Raw genomic sequence first — 14,772 nt, 5'->3', positions numbered from 1 at the left:
CAACCCTCAATGCGCTGATGTCTTGCCTCTAAACTGTGCAAGTGCTGGGGCGATCAGTCTTGTCGCCACAGGGATCAAAACCATGCCCCATGCCAAGCCAAAGACTCCGTCCATCGTCGCTTTTGATGCCCATTCGACAACACCGGTCCATGACGCTGAAACTGAATGTCCCAGAGCGTGGGCCCAGTCATGAATATGGTGGCCCAGCCAGCCGAAGCCCAAGACCTCCATCCCGTGGATCATGATTGAGCCGCCGACCCACAGCATCGCGGCTGTGCCGACGATCGACAGCACTTTCATCACGACAGGCATGGCTTTGACTAACCCCCTACCCGTCCCGCGACCAATCGGCGTCGGAGCATTCTGGGCTAGGAACAGACCTACATCATCCATCTTCACGATCAGCGCGACCGAGCCATAAACCGCCACCGTCACCCCGATTCCAACCACACCCAGCGTGGCAGCTTGCATCCAGACATTCGGAGCTTCGATCGCTGCCAGCGCGATGGTCATGATTTCTGCCGACAGAATGAAATCGGTCTTGATCGCCCCCTTTACCTTCTGTTCTTCCAGATGGCCCGGATCGCGGTTTTTCATATCCGCATCAATCACCTTGCTTCCGTGCGGGAAAAGGACGTGAAAGATCTTCTCGGCCCCCTCAAAACACAAATAAGACCCGCCCAGCATCAGCAGCGGCGTGATCAGCCACGGTGCAAAATTGGCCAGCAGCAAGGCCACCGGCAGCAATAGAATGATCTTGTTGAAAATCGACCCACGCGCAATGCGCCAGATGATCGGCAATTCACGCGCAGGGGCAAAGCCTTGCACATATTTCGGCGTCACCGCCGCGTCATCGATGATCACACCCGCCGTCTTGGCCCCAGCCTTGCCCGCCGCCGCCATCACATCATCGACCGAGGCCGCCGCGACCTTCGCTATGCCTGCCACATCGTCCAACAGGGCCAACAGACCACTCATTGCGCATCCTCTTGTTTCACTGCTGCTGCCGACACTACCTGATCCAACCCTTAGCGCAAGCGTTAGCGCAATCGGCTCAGGTTTGCGCTAACACCTTAAAAATATGCTATTTTTGCCCTTTTGAGATTCCGTTTTCGCGGCTATATGGCCTGCAACGCAAGCGGATTTGGAGACGTCATATGACCATCAAGGTCGGTATCAATGGTTTTGGCCGCATTGGCCGCTGCACCCTGTCGCACATCGCGGCCTCGGCCCGCAACGACATCGAAGTGATCAAGGTCAACGCGACCGGCCCGCTGGAAACCTCGGCGCATCTGCTGAAATATGACAGCATTCACGGGCGGTTCCCGCGCGACATCTCGATCGAAGGCAAGACCATGGATCTGGGCCGCGGCCCGATGGAGATGTTCTCGACCTACGACATGAATGAACTGGACTGGGACGGCTGCGACGTCGTTCTGGAATGCACCGGCAAATTCAACGACGGGCTGAAAGCCAAGACTCACCTGGATCGCGGCGCGCAGAAGGTGCTGTTGTCGGCGCCCGGCAAGAACGTCGACAAGACCATCGTGTTTGGCGTGAACCACAACAGCCTGACCACCGAAGACAAGATGGTCTCGAACGGGTCCTGCACCACCAACTGCCTTGCTCCGCTTGCCAAGGTTCTGGACGAAGGTGTCGGCATCGAGCATGGCATCATGACCACGATCCACGCCTATACCGGCGACCAGCCGACGCTGGACCGCCGCCATTCCGACCTCTACCGCGCGCGCGCAGCAGCCATGTCGATGATCCCGACCTCGACCGGTGCCGCGGCGGCGCTGGGTGAGGTTCTGCCTAATCTCAAAGGTCGCCTGGACGGTTCAGCCATCCGCGTGCCGACCCCGAACGTCTCGGCCGTGGACCTGTCATTCCGCGCCTCGCGCGATGTGACCGTCGAAGAGGTCAACGCCATCGTTGAAGAAGCCGCCAAAGGCCCGATGCAGCGCGTTCTGGGCTTTGAGCCCGCGCCGCTGGTCTCGACCGATTTCAACCACACCGAGGAAAGCTCGATCTTCGCGCCGGATCAGACCCGTGTGGTCGACAACCGCATGGTGCGCGTGCTGGCGTGGTATGACAATGAATGGGGCTTCTCGGTGCGCATGGCCGATGTGGCCGTTGCGATGGGCCGCCTTAACTGACCCTTTGCACATCGCTTGTACCCTTATGCCCGCTCAGGTTATCTGGGCGGGCATTTTTGTTTAGGGCGCACCCCATGACCAATCAAATCGCCATCTGGCTTGGTGTTCTCATTCTTGGTGCACTGATGCTGGACGTGGCCTTGTATGGCGCCGAACACCTGCTGTTCCTCGGGAAAAAGCTCTATGATCTTCTCGACTGGCTCGCCTTCTGGCGCTGACCGAGGTTTTGCTTGACTTTCCCCGCAATCTGTCATTGTTAGCGCTAACCAATTCTCGACCGCATTTTTGACGGAGCGCACCATGACACTCAAGCTGGCAATCAACGGATTTGGACGGATCGGGCGCGGCGTGTTGCGTGCAGTTATCGAATCGGACCGCACGGATGTGGAAATCGTGGCGATCAACGATCTCTCTGACCCCAAGATCAACGCGCATTTGTTCGAGTTCGACAGCGTCCATGGCCGTTACCCCCATCCCGTCACCCTAAGCGATGCGGGTCTGGACATCGGTCGGGGCCCCATCCGCCTGAGCAGCGAGCGCGATCCCGAAGCGTTGAACTGGTCCGATGTTGATGTTGTTCTCGAATGTACCGGCGTCTTCCGCACGCGTGAAGCGGCAGCACGCCACCTTAAGAACGGATCAAAGAAGGTTCTGATTTCGGCCCCCGCCCGGGGGGATGACGCCGTCAGAACCGTTGTGTTCGGTGTGAACGATCATGAACTGACCGCCGAGGACACTGTTGTCTCGAACGCGTCCTGCACAACAAACTGTCTGGCCCCGGTTGCTGCCGCGTTGGATGCTGGTCTGGGCATCAAACACGGCAATATGACAACGGTTCACGCCTACACGGCCAGCCAACCGGTGCATGACACGGCGGGCAAGAACCCCTATTTGTCGCGCGCGGCGGCCCTGTCGATGATCCCGACCACCACGGGCGCAGCGTCGGCTGTAGGCCTCGTCTTGCCGCAGCTGGCTGGTAAATTGACCGGACAAGCTATCCGGGTTCCCACCCCCAATGTCTCGGTCGTCGATCTGGTGGCCGAGGTTTCGCGCCCAACGACCGAAGAAGAGGTGAATGCACTATTCACCGAAGCTGCCGCGAAGATCCCGGGTGTTCTGGCCGCAGAACAGCGCCCGTTGATCTCAATCGACTTCAATCACGATTCCCACAGCTCGACTGTTTCGTTAGTCGAAACAAAGGTGACCGACGGCACGCTGGTCCGCGTGCTTGCGTGGTACGATAACGAATGGGGTTTCTCAAACCGGATGCTGGATACGGCCGCAGCGATGGGCGCGCTATCCTAAGCGTTCACGCAGGGCGGCATTCACACGGGGCGTGACGAATTTCGATACGTCCCCGTTCAGCCGGGCGATTTCTTTCACCAGTTTCGAAGCGATCGCCTGATGCCGGGCCTCGGCCATCAGGAATACCGTCTCGATCGAGTCGTCCAACGCACGGTTCATCCCGACCATCTGAAATTCATACTCGAAATCCGCAACCGCCCGAAGGCCTCTTACAATGATCTGCGCCCCGACATCCCGGGCGCAATCGATCAACAGGTTTTCAAACGGATGTGCGACGATCTCGGTGCCTGTCTGTTCGGTCAGATGAGCGCATTCTGCCTCGATCATCGCGACGCGTTCCTCTAGCGAGAACAGAGGCCCTTTATCCCGATTGATCGCAACTCCGATCACCAGCTTGTCCACAAGGGCCGAGGCCCGACGGATGATGTCGATATGACCCAAGGTGATGGGATCGAAGGTTCCCGGATATAATCCAACCCGCATCAGGGCCTCCTGCGCAACAATATTTCTGCGCTAGCAAACACATCTTTGCTGCAGGCGCAAGGGTCAGGCATGGCCCCGGCCCTCAATGCCCCATAATCATGCCTTCCAGCGCGTCTTTTTCCATCGCCAGTTCCGCCAGTTGCGCCTTCACCGCATCCCCCAGCGTCACAATCCCGATCAGCTTGCCCTCTTCCACGACCGGCATGTGGCGAAAGCGGCCTTCGGTCATGCGGGACAGGATCGCCTCGACCGTGTCCTGCTGCGTGGCCGTCACAAGGTCCTTGGTCATATAAGCGCTGACGGGCTTTTCCAGACAACCGCTGCCGCTTGAGGCAAGCTCGCGCACGATGTCGCGCTCGGACAAAATCCCGGCCGCCGTTTGGCCGCCATCTTCCGAGATGATCACAGTACCGATCCGTTTACTGGCCAGAATCTCGGCCGCCTGAGAGACGGTTGCCGATGGTTCCACCGTCACCACCCCGTCATTGGCCTTGGATTTAAGAATGGCCTGAACAAGCATAAGCAAAAACCTCCGGAATAACGTACTGTTTTCCAAAGCGTTGCCGGAATGCCTGAATGTGTCAAGGTGAAGCTTCGTGCTCAAGCCGCGCCACTTCGTCCCGCATGCCGCGCGTCAGGGCCTCGGCAAAGCGGTTCAACCGCTCGTTGCGCTGATCCCCCTGATGCCGCACCAGATAGAACCCGCGCGTCAGACTGACCTGATCCGTCACGATTTTCCGCAGGCCGGGGTGAAACGGCAGTGTGAAATCATGTGCCACGCAGACACCCGAGCCCAGCGAGACCTGACGCAACTGCACCGACACCGAGTTTGATGCAAGCGCGACACGGTCAACCCCGATATCGTTGAGGTAATCCAGCTCTCGGTCAAAGATCATATCGGGGATATAACCGATCATGCGATGAGCGTTCAGATCACCGATGGTCCGGATCGGTGGGTGATCGTTCAGGTATTTTTGACTGGCCACAAGATGCAGGCGATAGTCGGTAATTTTCTGAACCAACAACTGCCCCGCTGTCGGCGCACTGACGGTGATCGCCATATCGGCCTCGCGCCGGGACAGGTTGATGATGCGTGGCAGGGCCAAGATTTGTATATCGAGATCCGGGTTCGCATCGCTGATCTGCGCGCAAACCTGCGGCAGCAGGTAGTTGGCACAGCCATCCGGCGCGCCGATCCTGATCTGACCACTCAACGATTTGGCCGAGCCGGACATGACCCCTGCCGCCGCGCGCATGGCCTCTTCGGCCTGCAGCCCGTGCTCCATCAACCGTTGGCCTGCCGTGGTCAGCACATATCCCTGCTGCGATTTCGTGAACAGGGCAGCATCCAGCGCAGCCTCAAGCCGCGCGATCCGACGCCCGACCGTAGCCGGGTCAATCATCAGAACCCGACCCGCTGCCGACAGGCTTTCCTCACGCGCGACAGCAAGGAAGATGCGCAGGTCATCCCAGTTTGGTGCCATTCTTCAGCCTTTGCATTTTTGCAAAACAGATTTGAAACATTGCCTCTGTTCAGGGGATTTTCGCAAGCCTATTCTGCGCGCAACGCAATTCGGAGGAGTTTGCCATGAACGACCTGACCCATTTCATCAACGGTGAAAACGTCGCCGGCACATCGGGCCGTTTCGACGATGTGTTCAACCCGGCCACCGGCGAGGCACAGTATAAATGCCCGATGGCCAGCGCCGCCGAGACCACCGCCGCCATCGAAGACGCCGCTGCGGCTCAGGTCGCATGGGGGGCCACCAACCCGCAGAAGCGCGCGCGGGTGATGATGGCGATGGTTGGCCTGATGAACCGCGACATGGATAAGCTGGCCGAAGCGCTCAGCCGCGAACACGGCAAGACCCTGCCCGACGCCAAGGGCGATCTGCAGCGCGGGCTTGAGGTGATCGAGTATTGCATCGGCGCGCCCCAGATGCTGAAGGGTGAATTCACCGATAGCGCGGGCCCCGGCATCGATATGTATTCGATGCGTCAGCCGCTGGGTGTTGTCGCCTCGATCATGCCGTTCAACTTTCCGGCCATGATGCCGCTTTGGCATGTTGGCCCGGCGCTGGCCTGCGGCAATGCGGTGGTGCTGAAACCGTCCGAGCGTGACCCCTCGGTCCCGCTGATGTTGGCCGAGTTGTTCATTGAGGCCGGTCTGCCCAAGGGCGTCTTTCAGGTCGTCAACGGCGACAAAGAGGCCGTGGATACCCTGCTGGACAGCGAGATCATTCAGGGCGTCAGCTTTGTCGGCTCGACCCCGATTGCGCAATATATCTATGCCCGCGCGACCGCGAACGGCAAACGTGCCCAGTGCTTTGGCGGTGCCAAAAACCACATGATCGTCATGCCCGACGCCGATATGGATCAGGCCGCTGACGCTCTGGTCGGTGCCGGTTTCGGTGCGGCGGGCGAACGCTGCATGGCGATCTCGGTCGCCGTCCCTGTGGGCGAGGAAACCGCTGATGCTCTGATCGAAAAGTTGATCCCGCGCGTCGAAAAGCTGAAAGTTGGCCCCTATACCGCTGGCGATGATGTGGACATGGGCCCGGTCGTGACCGGAGCTGCCAAGGAACGCATTCTGGGCCTGATCAACTCGGGCGTGGAACAGGGCGCGAAGCTGGTTGTCGACAACCGTGACTTCAGCCTGCAGGGCTATCAAGACGGCTTTTTCGTCGGCCCGCATCTGTTCGACCATGTCACCCCGGATATGGATATCTACAAGCAGGAGATCTTTGGCCCGGTTCTGTCCACCGTTCGCGCCGGATCGTACGAAGAGGCTCTGAAGCTGGCGATGGATCATGAGTACGGCAACGGTACTGCCATCTTCACCCGTGACGGTGATACGGCACGCGACTTTGCCAGCCGGGTGAACATCGGCATGGTCGGCATCAACGTGCCTATCCCGGTGCCGCTGGCCTATCACACCTTTGGTGGCTGGAAGAAATCCATGTTCGGTGACCTGAACCAGCACGGCCCGGACAGCTTCAAGTTCTATACACGCACCAAAACCGTCACCTCGCGCTGGCCCTCGGGCATCAAGGAAGGTGGCGAGTTCAACTTCAAAGCGATGGACTGATCAGCCTCACACGGCAGAATCGAAGCCCGGCCCGACGCGGCCGGGTTTTTCTGTCTGGGGCAGAACTGGCGCCAAAACGCACCTCACAAGAAATTCAGCACGGCCCCTCTGGAAAATTCGAACAATCACCAATATTTTACCGACAATTCGGACGACCGAGCAGTTGATACCCCGGAGGCACCCTTGTCCCAGAACCGTATGACCCGCCGCCGCGCCCTGATCGGGGCGGCATCCCTGATCGCGACGCCCGCCTTGGTGCGCGCGCAAAGCATCGATGCTTTCCCTCAGGATGAAGAGGCGATCAGCACCCAGTTGCCGGTGCGTCGCAACGTGTCCTCGTTCTCGCAGCAGAACTGGCAGGACCACTTTGATGAGCTGGGTGCCGGCGCCCTGTTGGCCGATATCACCAGCCGCGCGGTGCATTATTGGGGTCCAGACGGCACCTATAAGCTGTTCCCCAGTTCCGTGCCGATGAGCGAAGAACTAACCAAGCGCGGCTATACCAAAGTCGTCCGCAAGGCCGAAAACCCCAGCTGGACACCAACCGCGTCCATGCGCGAACGTGACCCCACACTGCCGGTACGGATGGAGGGCGGAGACCCGGGTAACCCGCTGGGCACCCGAGCGATGTATCTGGGCTGGCCTGCCTATCTGGTGCACGGCACCCACGACACCCGCAAGATCGGGCGGCAGAGCTCGTCGGGTTGTATCGGTCTGTATAACCAGCATGTCGAAGAGCTCTATCCGCTGGTTCAGGTCGGCACGCAGGTGCGTCTGCTTTGATCCGCCAATCCTTGGAAACACAAAAGCCCCGGCCAGTTGGACCGGGGCTTTGCATTTCTGAGGGGGTGCGCGGGGTTATTCAGGAAGAATGACGGTATCGACCACGTGGATCACACCGTTGCTGGCCTCGATATCGGCCTGCACGACCTTGGCGTCATTCACTTTGACCCCGTTCTTGGCGTTAACGCTCAGGCGATCGCCTTGCACGGTCAGAACCTTCGCCCGTTTGCCCGCGATGTCACCGGACATAACCTTGGCGGGAACCACGTGATAAGTCAGGATCGAGACGAGCTGATCCTTGTTTTCGGGCAGCAGCAGCGTTTCCACCGTGCCCTCGGGCAGAGCGGCGAAGGCCTCATCCGTGGGGGCAAATACTGTGAACGGGCCGTCGCCCTTCAGCGTATCGACCAAACCTGCGGCCTGCACAGCGGCGACCAGAGTGTTGAACGACCCGGCAGAGACGGCGGTATCGACAATATCGGCGGCCTGCGCCTTGACGGGAAGTGCAAGGGCAAGTGCGGCGGCAGCGCCCATGAATGTGCGGCGGAACATGGCTGTTAACTCCTCTCCAGCTTGTTATGGAAAGGGGTACGGAGCCATGCGCAAACCGGATCACATCGGGATCAATTTTCTTTGAGCTGCACCCAGATGCTCTGCGCCCGCCCGTCTTGCAGAAACGGCAAGGCAGCGACCGCATCCGGGCGGTCCTGCTGCAGGTAATATCCCGGCCAAAGCATTGAATAAAAACCAGATTGCAGCAATGCGTGCAGCATGTACTGCTCACCCCAGCCCGGGCAGTCATAAAAGAACCGCTTGGGGTATTCATAGGGCAGAAAAACATCGTGGACATGGATCACCACGCCCGGTTTCAACGCAGGAATGATCCGGCAGAACAGATGGGCCACGTCATTGCTCATGCGCACGACGTGGCTGGAATCGATGAAAAGGACATCGCCCGCCTCAAGCTGCTCAAAGAGGGCGGGGTCGACCTCTTCCAGTCGTTTCTGTTCGAAGTGGTCGACCACATGAGCGATATCGGCTCGGGGGTATGGGTCGATCGCGGTGATCTGGGTCTGCAGCCCGCCATCAATGATCGCCTGCCGCGTGACACGGGTCGAGTTCCCGCAGCCGACCTCGACCACGCGTTTGGGCTGAAATCTGCGGACCATCAGGTACAAGGCATCCGCATCCGGGCTGTCGTAATAGCCGTTGCCCGCGCAATAGCCGGTCTGATTGCGCGCCGGGTCCTTCAGCGCCTCAAGCGCCACCCGATGCTGCTCATACTCGGCAACCAAAGGCGCGATGTCGAACCCCTCCATCCCCGGAGACAAGGCATAGGCAGGCCGGGTCAGGCCCCCTGCCCGCTCAAAGGCTTCAAGCCGCGCGCGCTCGTCCTGCTCGATAGCCTTGTCGACCAGTTTCACACCCAGCTCATCAAGAGCGGCGTTGATCTGAGGGAATTTTCTGGGTTTCACGGGCGGGCTCCACATTCCGGTTTGCCCGTTCCTTACCTTCGCTTGTGCCGTCTCCGCAAGAACCGCAACGTCAAACCCTTGGCAAAAAGGAAATTTCCGTATTCACTGATATGAATTGAACGGCGAGGCGTACCATGCAGCAGGAATTCACACTGGGAATTGAAGAAGAGTACCTGCTGGTTGACCGCGACAGCCTTCAACCTGCGCACGCGCCCGACGCGCTGATCGCCGCCTGTCAGGCCGATTTCGAGGGTCAGGTCAGCCCGGAATTCCTGCAATGCCAGATCGAGGTCGGGACCCGCCCGCATACCAGTATCCAGTCCGCGCGCGAAGACCTGAAACGCCTACGGTCCGGCGTGTCGAAACGGGCGGCCGACTATAACCTGACGCCCATCGCGGTCTCGTGCCACCCGTTCGCCAACTGGAAGGATCAGCATCATACTCGGAAAGAACGGTATGACGCGCTGCACCACGCATTGGGCGGCGTCGCCCGCCGGATGCTGATATGCGGAATGCACGTGCATGTCGGGGTTGAGGAGCCCGCCCTGCGCTCTGATCTGATGCCGCAGCTGGCGTATTTTCTGCCGCATCTTCTGGCACTGTCGACCTCCTCCCCCTACTGGAACGGCGAGGATACGGGCCTGTCGTCCTATCGTCTGACGGTATTCGATAACCTGCCCCGTACCGGCCTACCTCCGGTCTTCAGCAGTTGGGGCGAATATGAACGTACGACCGGGGTGCTGGTCGAACTGGGCGTGATCGAGGATACCTCGAAAATCTGGTGGGACCTGCGCCCGTCGCACCGCTTTCCCACGCTCGAGACACGGATCATGGATGTGCAGCCCCGGCTGGAACATGCGCTGTCGCTGGCCGCACTGGTGCAGGCGCTGACCCGAATGTTGTGCCGCCTGAAAGACCGCAACCTGCGCTGGCGGCAATACGACAAGTTCCTGATCGGCGAGAACCGCTGGCGGGCGCTGCGATATGGCGTGGGCGAAGGTCTGATTGATTTCGGCGACCGCTCGATCAAACCAATGCCCGAACTGATCGGAGAGCTTATGGGGATGTTGGCCGAGGACACCGAGGCGCTGGGAACCATGGCCGAACTGGCCCATCTGCGCCAGATTGCCGAAACCGGTACCTCGGCCACGCGCCAGCGCCGTGCCCATGCCGAGGCGACCGCGCGTGGCGAAAACCCGGGCATGGCGGTTGTCAAACACCTGATCGAAGAATTCCACGCCGATCTATAGCGGTCAGACAGCGGCGAGAATCTCTTTGATCTTGTCGGCGACCGGTTCGTATAGGTCGCGGTCTTTCCAATAGCCGTTGTGGGATAACGGGTTCCACGAGGTAAAGATCTTGCCCGCATTGATGGGCTTGTCCCGAAGCGCCCGATCCTGCTCCAGTTGCGCATAGCTCGGGGCGCTTTTGCCCAGCGGGAACCCCAGAACATCATGGCGGTCATAGTAGTTGTACCACCAGGTCCGAAAGCGCAGCGCAGGCGGTAATTCCCGGTTCGGCGCCATGATGGGGAAGATCTCATTCTCAGGATAGGCGAACAGGAAAATCGGGATGTTGCAGCCAAAGGTGACGATGCCTGCGACGGTCTTCATGTTCTCGACATTAGTCTGATGCACCGGTGTGCCGCCCTGTCGCAGATGCCGCTGCATGTCATAGATATAGTTCGACATGATGTGCCCACCCAACGAATGCGCGAGGATCAGAACCGGGCCATCCGGCCCGACCTGATGCCTGACGACGCCCATGACGTTTTCGACCTTTTGATGAATGGCATCGTAAATCTTGTCATTGTCGTCCGGCGTGGGCCGGTAGGATGCGGCATCCGACAGATTGCACACCACGAACTCGCGCAGCTTGTCATAGCCCAAACTGCGGTTGATCTTCTTCAGATAGTCCTTCTGCCGCCCCTGCAGCACCTGCGCCCAGACAACCTCGTGCCAGATAACGTCGCTCATATCCGCGCCAACGCGGCGCGCCACCCTTTGCTTCAGCCCCTTGGAAAAGGTCGGTGTTGTCGACGCAGGTTGGCCCTGCGGCTTGTATTGGCTGCCCATTCCGTGAATCGCAACTACGGCCAGTTTATGTGTCGCCATTGGGATGCTCCGTAATATCTGCTGGTAAAATACCGTCATCATACCGCAGCCGCCGAAATCCCCCAAATGGCGGCACAGCGTTTGCCGTTGCTGCAAAATTTCTGTAAGGATTGGGGCATAAAGAAACGACCGTTCAATTCTACAGAAACAGGGGCCAGACACCATGGATTTCGCGCTGACCGAGGAACAGACAGCCATCTTCGACATGACCTACGCTTTTGGCCAGGATCACGTCGCCCCCTTTGCACGCCAGTGGGAAGCCGACGGCACCATCCCCAAAGACCTTTGGCCCAAGATCGGAGAGCTTGGTTTTGGCGGCCTCTACGTCTCGGAAGACAGCGGCGGGTCAGGCCTGAGCCGGCTGGACGCAACACTTGTGTTCGAGGCCCTGTCGATGGCCTGCCCCTCGGTCGCGGCCTTCCTGTCGATCCACAATATGTGCGCCAAGATGCTGGACAGTTTCGCCAGCGATGATCTGAAATCGCGGATCATGCCGGATATCCTCAGCCTCCAGACCGTCCTCAGCTATTGCCTGACGGAACCCGGCTCGGGCTCGGACGCCGCCGCGCTGAAAACCCGGGCCGAGCGGACCAACGAAGGCTATACCCTGAACGGCTCCAAAGCTTTCATTTCGGGCGGCGGCTATTCGGATGCCTATGTCTGCATGGTCCGCACTGGCGAGGCAGGCCCCCGGGGGATTTCGACAGTCTATGTCGAAGACGGCACCCCCGGCCTCAGCTTCGGCGCTCTGGAACAGAAGATGGGTTGGAAAAGCCAGCCTACCGCACAGGTTCAGTTCGACGATTGCAAAATCCCCGCTGGCAATCTGGTCGGCACCGAGGGCGACGGCTTCAAATACGCGATGATGGGGCTGGACGGCGGGCGTCTGAACATCGCCTCGTGCTCTCTGGGGGCGGCGCAGAACGGGCTGGATATGACGTTGCAGTATATGTCCGAGCGCAAGGCTTTTGGTCAGTCCATCGACCAGTTTCAGGCCTTGCAGTTCCGCCTCGCGGATATGGAGATCGAATTGCAGGCCGCACGCACCTTCCTGCGTCAGGCGGCATGGAAGCTCGATCAGGGCGCGCCCGATGCCACCAAATTCTGCGCCATGGCCAAGAAATTCGTGACCGAGACGGGATCAAAAGTGGTCGACCAGTGCCTGCAATTGCACGGCGGCTACGGCTACCTGGCCGATTACGGCATCGAAAAGCTCGTGCGCGATCTGCGGGTGCATCAAATTCTCGAAGGCACCAACGAGATCATGCGCGTCATCGTCGCGCGCCAAATGCTCACAAACCGCTGAGGGCTGAATGGCTGACATCGACATCCGAACCGCCGGGCGCGCCGGGCGCATCACCCTGACCCGTCCCAAAGCCCTGAATGCGCTGAGCTATGAGATGTGCATGGCCATCGATACCGCCCTGCGCAACTGGCGCGAGGATGATGCGGTTGATCTGATCATTTTTGACGGCCAAGGTGACAAGGCCTTCTGTGCCGGCGGCGACATAGCAGAGTTATACGCCACCGGCACCAGTGGCGATTTCGACTATGGCCGGACATTCTGGCGGGACGAATACCGCCTGAACGCTTTGATCTTCGAATACCCCAAACCTGTGATCAGCTTGCTGCAGGGTTTCACCATGGGCGGTGGTGTGGGCATAGGATGCCATGGCAGTCATCGGGTCGTTGGCGAAAGCTCGAAAATCTCGATGCCCGAATGCTCGATCGGCCTCATCCCGGATGTGGGTGGATCATTGATGCTGGCGCAGGCCCCCGGGCGCTTGGGGGAATACCTGGGCACAACCGGCCATCGCATGGGCCCAGCAGACGCGATCTACGCGGGCTTTGCCGATCATTTCATTCCACAGGAACGTTGGCCCGAACTCGTTGAACTGCTCGAGGCCTCGGGGCGCGCAGACGTAGTCGCGGATCACGCCGAAACGCCGCCGAAAGGCGATCTACCCGATCTGCAACCGCAGATCGACGCGCTGTTTGCCGGTGAGACACTGACTGCCATCCTGAACAACCTACGCAACCGAGACCAAGAATTTTCGACGAAAATTCTCGACGGACTGCAGCGGAATGCGCCGATCTCGATGGCCTGCACGATTGAAATGCTGCACCGCCTGCGCGGGCCAAACCTGACCCTGCGCACGGCGCTTGATATGGAATATCGCTTTACCTATCGCGCGATGGAGCATGGGGACTTTCTGGAAGGCATCCGCGCCCTGATCATCGACAAGGATCGCAATCCGAAATGGCAATTTGCCAACATGGACGTGCCTGCGACCGCCGTTTCAAAAATGCTGCAACCGCTTGGGGCGGATGCGTTGAGTTTTGCAGAGGAGTAAGGGATGAAAATCGGATTCATTGGACTGGGCAACATGGGTGCCCCGATGGCTGCCAATCTGGTCAAGGCAGGGCATGATGTCATCGGCTTCGACCGCGCCGATATCGCGGTCGAAGGTGTTGCAATGGCCTCTGCCGCCACCGAGGCCGTGGCCAACGCGTATGCCGTCATCACGATGCTGCCCAACGGCCAGATCCTGCGCGCGGTGGCGGACGAGGTCATTCCGGCCATGCAGTCCGGCGCCGTGTTCATCGACTGCTCGACGGTTGACGTCGACAGCGCCCGCACCGTGGCCCAGCAAGCGCTGGACGCCGGACTTCTGACGGTCGATGCACCCGTCTCAGGCGGTATCGGCGGGGCTGCGGCGGGCACGCTGACCTTCATGGCAGGCGGATCCGAAGCCGCGTTCGCCAAGGCCGTGCCTCTGTTCGACATTATGGGTCAGAAGGCCGTACATTGCGGCGAAGCGGGCGCCGGTCAGGCCGCCAAGATCTGCAACAACATGATTCTCGGCGTCACCATGATTGCCACCTGCGAAGCGTTTGCGCTGGCCGACAAGCTGGGTCTGGACCGGCAAAAGATGTTTGACGTCGTCAGCACATCCTCAGGCTATAGCTGGACGATGAACGCTTACTGCCCGGCTCCTGGGGTCGGACCGCAAAGCCCTGCTGATAACGGCTATGAGCCCGGTTTCGCTGCCGAGTTGATGCTGAAAGACCTGCGCCTCAGCCAGCAGGCCGCCGAAAGCGCCGATGCGGACACCCCGATGGGGCAGATCGCCACCGCGCTCTATGAGCAGTTCGTCGAAGGCGAGGACGGGCTGGGCCGCGACTTCTCCGCGATGCTGCCTCGTTTCGAAAAGCGTGGGCGAGAGTAGATCAGACCCCTACGGCGTGATCAACATAGCGGGCGGCTTAACGTCGCCCTACAAATAATGCTCACACCGTGCGAGTGCTTTGGCCAGCTTGATCGAACCATCGTGATCAGCTTTGGTGTCTCGCCATTGCGTAAT

At 59.6% G+C, this 14,772-nt stretch carries 16 protein-coding genes; 9 read left to right on the top strand and 7 right to left on the bottom strand.

Annotated elements, in window-relative coordinates; genetic code table 11:
- Positions 1-6: 6 nt before the first annotated feature.
- Positions 7-978 carry a DUF808 domain-containing protein gene (locus tag ACR0J1_RS02145; protein WP_480729770.1) on the bottom strand — a complete coding sequence of 324 codons (972 nt, stop codon included), beginning with the start codon at positions 976-978 and terminating at the stop codon, positions 7-9.
- Between the two features lie 179 nt (positions 979-1,157).
- Between ACR0J1_RS02145 and gap (ACR0J1_RS02140) the strand changes: the two genes are divergently transcribed.
- From gap (ACR0J1_RS02140) to gap (ACR0J1_RS02130), 3 genes are all read left to right on the top strand, one after another.
- Positions 1,158-2,159: a type I glyceraldehyde-3-phosphate dehydrogenase gene (gene gap / locus ACR0J1_RS02140; protein WP_480729771.1), complete on the top strand. Its 1,002-nt coding sequence runs from the start codon at positions 1,158-1,160 to the stop codon at positions 2,157-2,159.
- A 74-nt stretch (positions 2,160-2,233) separates the two neighbouring features.
- Entirely contained in the window at positions 2,234-2,377 is a 144-nt protein-coding gene (locus tag ACR0J1_RS02135) for a hypothetical protein (RefSeq protein ID WP_480729772.1), read from the top strand.
- An 82-nt stretch (positions 2,378-2,459) separates the two neighbouring features.
- Positions 2,460-3,464: a type I glyceraldehyde-3-phosphate dehydrogenase gene (gene gap / locus ACR0J1_RS02130; RefSeq protein WP_480729774.1), complete on the top strand. Its 1,005-nt coding sequence runs from the start codon at positions 2,460-2,462 to the stop codon at positions 3,462-3,464.
- Here the strand turns inward: gap (ACR0J1_RS02130) and coaD are convergent.
- The 3 genes from coaD to ACR0J1_RS02115 all read right to left on the bottom strand — a co-directional run bounded on the left by coaD (position 3,456) and on the right by ACR0J1_RS02115 (position 5,431).
- Positions 3,456-3,947 (bottom strand): pantetheine-phosphate adenylyltransferase, encoded by a 492-nt coding sequence (coaD, locus tag ACR0J1_RS02125; protein ID WP_480729776.1) that lies wholly within the window; start codon positions 3,945-3,947, stop codon positions 3,456-3,458. The genes gap (ACR0J1_RS02130) and coaD overlap by 9 nt on opposite strands.
- An 82-nt stretch (positions 3,948-4,029) precedes the next feature.
- A complete protein-coding gene (locus tag ACR0J1_RS02120) occupies positions 4,030-4,467 on the bottom strand; it encodes a CBS domain-containing protein (protein ID WP_480528990.1) in 438 nt (145 codons plus the stop codon).
- A gap of 61 nt (positions 4,468-4,528) precedes the next feature.
- A complete protein-coding gene (locus tag ACR0J1_RS02115; protein WP_480729778.1) occupies positions 4,529-5,431 on the bottom strand; it encodes a LysR family transcriptional regulator in 903 nt (300 codons plus the stop codon).
- A gap of 104 nt (positions 5,432-5,535) precedes the next feature.
- Between ACR0J1_RS02115 and ACR0J1_RS02110 the strand changes: the two genes are divergently transcribed.
- Entirely contained in the window at positions 5,536-7,035 is a 1,500-nt protein-coding gene (locus tag ACR0J1_RS02110) for a CoA-acylating methylmalonate-semialdehyde dehydrogenase (protein WP_480729780.1), read from the top strand.
- A gap of 198 nt (positions 7,036-7,233) precedes the next feature.
- Positions 7,234-7,818 carry a L,D-transpeptidase gene (locus ACR0J1_RS02105; RefSeq protein WP_480730404.1) on the top strand — a complete coding sequence of 195 codons (585 nt, stop codon included), beginning with the start codon at positions 7,234-7,236 and terminating at the stop codon, positions 7,816-7,818.
- A 75-nt stretch (positions 7,819-7,893) separates the two neighbouring features.
- On the opposite strand, the gene ACR0J1_RS02100 is transcribed toward ACR0J1_RS02105, so the two are convergent.
- Both ACR0J1_RS02100 and ACR0J1_RS02095 read right to left on the bottom strand, forming a co-directional pair.
- Complete coding sequence (locus ACR0J1_RS02100) at positions 7,894-8,370, bottom strand: fasciclin domain-containing protein (protein WP_008757666.1); 477 nt, start codon at positions 8,368-8,370, stop codon at positions 7,894-7,896.
- Between the two features lie 71 nt (positions 8,371-8,441).
- The gene (locus tag ACR0J1_RS02095; protein ID WP_480729782.1) at positions 8,442-9,293 is read right to left on the bottom strand and encodes a class I SAM-dependent methyltransferase; all 852 of its coding nucleotides are present in this window, start codon (positions 9,291-9,293) and stop codon (positions 8,442-8,444) included.
- Between the two features lie 134 nt (positions 9,294-9,427).
- Here ACR0J1_RS02095 and ACR0J1_RS02090 point away from each other — a divergent pair, with 134 nt between their 5' ends.
- Positions 9,428-10,543: a carboxylate-amine ligase gene (locus ACR0J1_RS02090; protein ID WP_480729784.1), complete on the top strand. Its 1,116-nt coding sequence runs from the start codon at positions 9,428-9,430 to the stop codon at positions 10,541-10,543.
- A gap of 3 nt (positions 10,544-10,546) precedes the next feature.
- Here ACR0J1_RS02090 and ACR0J1_RS02085 read toward each other — a convergent pair whose 3' ends face one another.
- Entirely contained in the window at positions 10,547-11,407 is an 861-nt protein-coding gene (locus ACR0J1_RS02085; RefSeq protein WP_480729785.1) for a hypothetical protein, read from the bottom strand.
- Between the two features lie 163 nt (positions 11,408-11,570).
- On the opposite strand from ACR0J1_RS02085, the gene ACR0J1_RS02080 reads away from it, so the two are divergent.
- Genes ACR0J1_RS02080 through mmsB form a run of 3 tightly spaced genes read left to right on the top strand, consistent with a single transcriptional unit; the run spans position 11,571 to position 14,637 of the window.
- Positions 11,571-12,713, top strand: coding sequence for an acyl-CoA dehydrogenase family protein (locus ACR0J1_RS02080; RefSeq protein ID WP_480729786.1), 1,143 nt, complete (start codon positions 11,571-11,573; stop codon positions 12,711-12,713).
- 7 nt (positions 12,714-12,720) lie between these two features.
- Entirely contained in the window at positions 12,721-13,761 is a 1,041-nt protein-coding gene (locus ACR0J1_RS02075) for an enoyl-CoA hydratase/isomerase family protein (RefSeq protein ID WP_480729788.1), read from the top strand.
- A gap of 3 nt (positions 13,762-13,764) precedes the next feature.
- A complete protein-coding gene (mmsB, locus tag ACR0J1_RS02070; RefSeq protein WP_480729789.1) occupies positions 13,765-14,637 on the top strand; it encodes a 3-hydroxyisobutyrate dehydrogenase in 873 nt (290 codons plus the stop codon).
- Positions 14,638-14,772 lie beyond the last annotated feature (135 nt).

The organism is Ruegeria sp. CJ3 (assembly GCF_056536725.1).
This window is presented reverse-complemented; position numbering and strand designations above follow the sequence as displayed.